A 6,202-nucleotide genomic window follows, 5' to 3' on the forward strand; every position below is an offset into this window, starting at 1 on the left:
TCCAGCGGGAAATTGGGACGACGTCTTGAGGGTTTTGGTGGGGTTTGTTTCATGAATTGCGCCCATTAAAAAAATAATGGACATCATCTTCAATAACTTGATGGGGAATTAACAGACGGCGCTGGGCGTACGCTTACCACCAGCCCGTCGTCGCGCCTGCCGTGCAATCTAACACGGACAGTCACCACCCACCCGGCGCCGAGCCGGACGGTGCCGCGAATGTTTCGTTCCGCGCTCACCACCACCCGAAAATTCCGCGTGACCGCCGGCACGCCACCCACAGAGATAACCGCGTTTTAGCTCAACACCCCGGCTTGTTCCCCCTCCATCTCACCGATGTGTCCCTTGGGCTTGATACCGACGAGCGCATCATCCGCGACTCGGATTTCCTTGCCAGCGGTGACCTTTGTGCCTCAAACCACCCTCAGCCCGCTGCCTGGAACCCTCACTACGCCACGTCGGGGGGAGCCAAAGAGTACGTACGCCTGGAAATCCAGCCTGCGGTGGCGAGCTCGGCCGCCATTTCCACTTGCCTCTTATCACGGGACAGGCAAGCCTGCGGCATCGCCATGGCAAAGGCGGTGGGCTATATTTCCTGCGGCTATTTATTACGCTTGTTACACGAGTATGTCGCGGCCGCCTGGCATGGCGCACCTGCTTGACCGCCGCCGGCAAATCATCCGCCGAGACGCTCTGCCGTCCGACCCTCAGCGCCATAGCGGAGACGGCGGGATCAGAGGCGCAAGCGGCAAGCACAGGCGCTGTCGCCAGCGGCAATGAAGGTGGAGACGGGAGCGAAGACGGTGGCGCCAGCGGCGTTGTCCACGGCAGCGGGGAACGCTCAGGTGCCGCTATCCCTGTCAGACTGGGCGGTACCGGCAGACAACGGGGACAGGGCCACGCGGGAGACGGCCATCACCACGGCGGCGGCGGCGCCTGACCCACGTCACACCGGCGCTACCGACACGGCCGGCAAAACGCACGGCACAGTAACGCCGACCAGCAGCACCGCGCACCCGCCGGTGCTCGCCGCGACAGAGGCGATGCCCCCCCTGATGCTGCATTATTCGCACATTCATTATGATAACTTTATCGGCAATGAACATTGGATAGCGATGAACGATGTCCTGACGCGGGCGATGACGAAAGCGTTTTACGAGCATTTTTTTGATCCGCTGCTGCGTGACATTGCTTTCGAGATGGACAGCGGACAGGGCATTCCCCTGCATATTTTATTAGAAAAGGTTCAACGTCGGCTGGTGCTGGTTCCGGTCACGTCCGATCACTGATTCCGGTCGCACGATCAGCGATTCCGATTCTGTCCGATCGCTCATCTTCTGTTCCGCCATACTCTGGAGACTTTTAGCTTCCGGGGGTATGGCATGGCACGTAAAAAGAAGAACGCGAGAACAAAAATATGCATATATATCAATGTATTACGCATGAAATTTGAGCAGCGTCGCTCGAATCGCACCATCGCAGCAGCGCTCGGCATCGGCTGTACCACAGTGCACGATATCCTCGGCCGATATCAAGCCAGCTGGGTAAGGTCTTGATAGCCTTGCCGGATTTGCCAGGATAGAGCAGGCGCTCGAGGTCGACGGGGGACAGTTCCGCCGGCAATAGCCAGACCAGGTTAGCTACCGTGAATCGGCCGAGGATATCGTGCACTGTGGTACAGCCGATGCCGAGCGCTGCTGCGATGGTGCGATTCGAGCGACGCTGCTCAAATTTCATGCGTAATGCATTGATATATATTAATATTTATGTTATCGCGTTCTTCTTTTTACGTTCCATGCCATACCCCCGGAAGCTAAAAGTCTCCAGAGTATGGCGGAACAGAAGATGAGCGATCGGACAGAATCGGAATCGCTGATCGGGCGTGACCGGAACCAGCACCCCGGCTGGCGAAGGGTCAGCGAAATCATCAACGCGATAACCAGCAGGGCCGCTATCAATTGGAAAGTCACCATAAATCCGCCGAACAGCGACGCGACAAGGGAGCCGATAATGCTGCCCACGCTGAAACCCAGATAAATAATGCCGTAATTCTTGGTTAAATTATTCAGTCCAAAGAAATCGCTGACCAGCAACGGGTACATCGTGATAGTCCCACCAAAACTGAACGCCACGCAGGCCAGCGAGATAAAGAACAGTGTCTCGTTAAGATGAACAAACAACAGCATGGCCATCCCCGCCATGGCGATGACCTGAGCCAGTGAGACGACCCGGATACGGGACATTTTATCGGACAGGACGCCCAGCACTAGGCGCCCGCTAAGATTGGCGACGGCAATAATGGTGACCGCATTGGCCGCCACCGTCGTCGATAAATGGACCATATTTTCGCCGATATCTTTGGCGACGCCGATAACATATAACCCGCTCATGCAGGCGGTAACAAACATCAGCGCCAGTAACCAATATTGCGGCATGCGCATGGATTCGGCCAACGTGTAATCCCGGGCCCCGGCACGCTGCCGGACTTCCTGGCGCGGCGCGTCTTTCATCATTACCGCGCCGGCCACGACCATTATCAGTGCGATACTGCCCCATAATGCAAACGTTAATGGCAGGCTATAGCGGTCCAGCAGCTGGCTGTTTATGTATTTGAAGCCCAGACTGCCCAACCCATAGGCGCCGATAGCGCAGGCAAAAATCAGGCCTTTGCGTTCGGGAAACCATTTAACACAGTTGGACAGCGTCAACAGATACCCGATACCGTCCGCCAGCCCGACCAAAATTCCGGCGCACAGCCAAAGCATGATAATGGAATTTGACCACCCGGTCAGGCAAAGACCGATGCCCAGCAACACGCCGGCGCCGATCGTGACGTTGCGTACGCCAAAGCGCTCCTGAAATTTACCTGCGGTGGTCGACGCCACCGCCATCGCCAGGCTCAGCAAGCCAAAAGCGAAAGCAACCTGGCTAATGGGCTGACCCAACTTCTGCGCCTGCGGACCATTAAACAAACTCCAGCTATACACCGACCCCAGGGCAAATTGGGTAATATGGTGCCTGCCAGGGTAAACCAACGAATGAATCGGGATGGTTGCGTTATCATGCTTTGCCTCGCATAAACAATTCAAAATTGAATTAATTCCCCTAAGGGTTAATGCAGGCCTATAAGATCATTTGGCGCCAACGGGGGCAAAACGGGAATGAGTTGTCAGGAAAAGGGAATGAAATGCATTAAAGTGAGTATGAATGACATTAACCGGCAGCGGTGGGAAGGGTGTCATCATTAAAGTCGTCTCAGTATAGGGAAAATTAACAGCTATTATCATCTGTTGTCAATATTGCTCATGCAAATAACAATCTTAACATTCTGTTTATAATAGCGCGTTGCGCGTTACCGCAGTGCGCCCGATAATAGGATTGACGCGGATCCCGGCATGGGAGCCGGACGCTCAAGCCGACTATCGGGAATGCGCTTTTTTACCGGTGACATTTGCCGCCAGGCGGCCTGCTCTTTAGGTGGACCACGCCAAACCGCGCGAACCAACGATCTTGAGTGAGCGGCGCGCTGCCAGGAAAAAATGCGCGCATCGGCGCAATGCTGAAGTCCCCGAGGGCCGGCGGTGTAACGCGGACAACACCGCGAGTCTGACATGACCACTGGCCCGCCGGCGAGTAGAGGGAAAGAGTATGCCGGTCAACAATGGATAGCGGTGCAATAACCAGGATTATTCCTCATCGCCATAATATTTAGTGCCGATACGGATAATGTCCCTGCCCTGCGAACGACGGTGTTTATTGGTATCGCGCAAAGAATAAATGCAACCGCAATATTCCTGTTGATAGAAACGCTCACGCTTACTGATATCAATCATTCGCGCGGAGCCGCCCTGCTTGCGCCAATTATATTCCCAATAAGTAATACCGTTATAATGGCCCGCGGCACGCCTGCCGCACTCGTTAATCTGCTGCATATTTTTCCAGCGGGAAATACCGAGCGAGCTGGAAATCACGCTGAAACCATTTTCAGCGGCGAAGAGCGCGGTACGTTCAAAACGCATATCGAAACACATGGTGCAGCGGATGCCCCGCTCCGGTTCCTGTTCCATGCCTTTGGTGCGGGCAAACCAGTTGTCGCTGTCGTAATCGGCATCGACAAACGGCATCTTATGCTTCTGCGCGAAACGAATATTCTCTTCCTTGCGGATCAGATATTCCCGCTGCGGGTGAATATTGGGGTTATAGAAGAAAATCGTGTAATCAATGCCCGAAGCGGTGATCGCCTCCATGACCTCTCCCGAGCACGGGGCGCAGCATGAATGAAGCAGCAGTTTGTCGGCGACGTTGGGCAACGTTAAGGCGGTGCGGCTGAATTCGGCCATAATAAACACTCTCTCTGGCGGCAAAATTGGCGGTCACTGGCGGCAATGGTAGCACAAAAAAGACGACAGTTTGCCCCCACTCGCGTCGGTCGGGGGGTTAGCGTCCGCCGCAGGTGCCAACTGGTAACAATTTCCCATAAACCTTTACGCTGGGCGCCTTTCCGCCTCGGCGGGATAGGGCTAAATTTAACGATAGGCCGTGACGGTCACTTTGGCACATCATCAATGGGAACCTGACTTATGCAATCTGAAGAGCAACGTCTTATCGAAGGTCTGTTTCAACGTCTGAAGCAGGCGGAGCAAAGCGCAGGCTCTCGCGATGTCGAGGCGGACCGGCAGATTCAGGGTTTTGTTCAGCAACAGCCTGCGGCCCCTTATTATATGGCACAATCCATCTTGATTCAGGAAGCCGTGCTGAACCGGCTGGGTCAGCAAGTGCAGCAACTGTAAAATGAAGTGGCGCAATTGAAGGCGGCGGCTTTCTCAGCGGACTGTTTGGCGCGGGCCGCCAGCCACAGGGGGCGCCGACATGGGGCAGTCAACCGCCTCAGCAGTCAGGGGCGTCCGCTTGGGGCTCCCTTTCCCCGCAGCAGCAGCAGCCGACAGGCTACAGCGGTTATGCGCAGCCGTATAATGCTCCGCGCGGCGGGGGTTTTCTGTCCGGCGCGCTACAAACGGCCGCGGGCGTCGCGGGCGGGGTGGTGCTGGGAAATATGCTCACCAATATGTTCCATCATTCCGCGCCGCAAGAGATTGTCAACATCATCGATGATCCCGCCGCATCGCTTTCCGGCGCTAACGATACCTTGTTAAATCAATATCTTAACGCTGATAATCTCGATACGTTCAATAATGTCTCCGACAGTCATTTTTTTGATCAAACGGATGACGGAAGCAATACAGATTATAACGATTTCGGTGCTGACGATTTTAGCAATGACGATGATGACTTTATCTGATTGTCGGGATTAACGGATAGACTGATTGCCGAGGTCAACGGACGGGCTGATTGCCGGAATTGACGGACAGGCGGTCTCAATGCGAGGGTGCCGGGCCGTGTCGATTATCGTCACGGCCCGGCGAGCTGGCCTCTTTGCAGGAAAGGCGCACCGCGCATACCGCAGACGGTAAACGTCCGCGTCCTAACTGTCGTAAGCTAACCCAGGCGCTACCGAGCCCTTCACGGGCCCGGTAGCAACCGCGGCGCGGCCCCCAGCGCTGTTGCGCCTTAATTACCTCATCGGCAAGCTGCCGCGGCGCCGCAGCATAGTGCTTAAACTCCATCGTATAAGTCGAGTGCCCTTGGGACATCGAACGCAATACGGTGGAATAGCCGAACATCTCGGCCCGCGGCACCTCGGCGCGGATAAGTTTACTGCCGGCGATATCTTCCATCCCCTGCCCCATACCGCGCCGTGAGGAAAGATCCCCCATCACGTTGCCCATAAATTCCTCCGGCGTCTCGACCTCCACCGCCATCATCGGCTCCAGCAGCACGGGGGATGCTCGGCGCATACCCTTCTTGAAGGCCATCGATGCCGCCATGCGGAACGCGTTTTCGTTGGAGTCCACCTCATGGTAGGAACCGAATACCAGCGTCACTTTGACATCCACCACCTGGTAACCGCCGAGTACGCCGGTTACCAGGGTTTCTTGGATACCTTTATCCACGGCCGGGATATACTCCCGTGGTACCACGCCGCCCTTAATATCATCGATAAAGGGTAAGCGTACGCCCAGCGCCGTATTGACAGTTATTCAGCAGGGATGGTGAGGTTCCACGGCAGGAGCTCTTTGATTTTGTTGATGGGATGATCCGCGATAATCGCCAGCACATGGCGCAGATACGCTTCCGGCTCCAC

The 6,202-nt window shown here is 55.6% G+C and carries 4 protein-coding genes and 4 pseudogenes; 3 read left to right on the plus strand and 5 right to left on the minus strand.

The features are described from left to right. Window positions 1-161: 161 nt before the first annotated feature. A complete protein-coding gene (locus ACMX3H_RS16090) occupies window positions 162-662 on the plus strand; it encodes a hypothetical protein (protein ID WP_415211547.1) in 501 nt (166 codons plus the stop codon). A 120-nt stretch (window positions 663-782) separates the two neighbouring features. Next, window positions 783-1,289, plus strand: coding sequence for a hypothetical protein (locus ACMX3H_RS16095; protein WP_415211548.1), 507 nt, complete (start codon window positions 783-785; stop codon window positions 1,287-1,289). A gap of 238 nt (window positions 1,290-1,527) precedes the next feature. Here ACMX3H_RS16095 and ACMX3H_RS16100 read toward each other — a convergent pair. From ACMX3H_RS16100 to ACMX3H_RS16110, 3 genes and pseudogenes are all read right to left on the minus strand, one after another. After that, window positions 1,528-1,737 (minus strand): annotated as a pseudogene (locus tag ACMX3H_RS16100) (IS21 family transposase); the annotation flags it as partial. A 161-nt stretch (window positions 1,738-1,898) separates the two neighbouring features. After that, window positions 1,899-3,064, minus strand: a pseudogene (locus ACMX3H_RS16105) (MFS transporter); the annotation flags it as partial. A 622-nt stretch (window positions 3,065-3,686) separates the two neighbouring features. Further along, window positions 3,687-4,340 carry an epoxyqueuosine reductase QueH gene (locus ACMX3H_RS16110; RefSeq protein ID WP_415211549.1) on the minus strand — a complete coding sequence of 218 codons (654 nt, stop codon included), beginning with the start codon at window positions 4,338-4,340 and terminating at the stop codon, window positions 3,687-3,689. A gap of 240 nt (window positions 4,341-4,580) precedes the next feature. Here ACMX3H_RS16110 and ACMX3H_RS16115 point away from each other — a divergent pair. Beyond that, window positions 4,581-5,299, plus strand: a pseudogene (locus ACMX3H_RS16115) (DUF2076 domain-containing protein). Between the two features lie 256 nt (window positions 5,300-5,555). On the opposite strand, the pseudogene fusA reads toward ACMX3H_RS16115, so the two are convergent. Both fusA and ACMX3H_RS16125 read right to left on the minus strand, forming a co-directional pair. Further along, window positions 5,556-6,062 (minus strand): annotated as a pseudogene (gene fusA, locus ACMX3H_RS16120) (elongation factor G); the annotation flags it as partial. A gap of 32 nt (window positions 6,063-6,094) precedes the next feature. Then, window positions 6,095-6,202 (minus strand): transposase domain-containing protein (locus ACMX3H_RS16125; protein WP_415209556.1); only part of this gene is annotated, 108 nt, incomplete at its 5' end.

Source organism: Sodalis sp. (in: enterobacteria) (assembly GCF_047607725.1).
GTDB lineage: Bacteria > Pseudomonadota > Gammaproteobacteria > Enterobacterales > Enterobacteriaceae > JBLKSS01.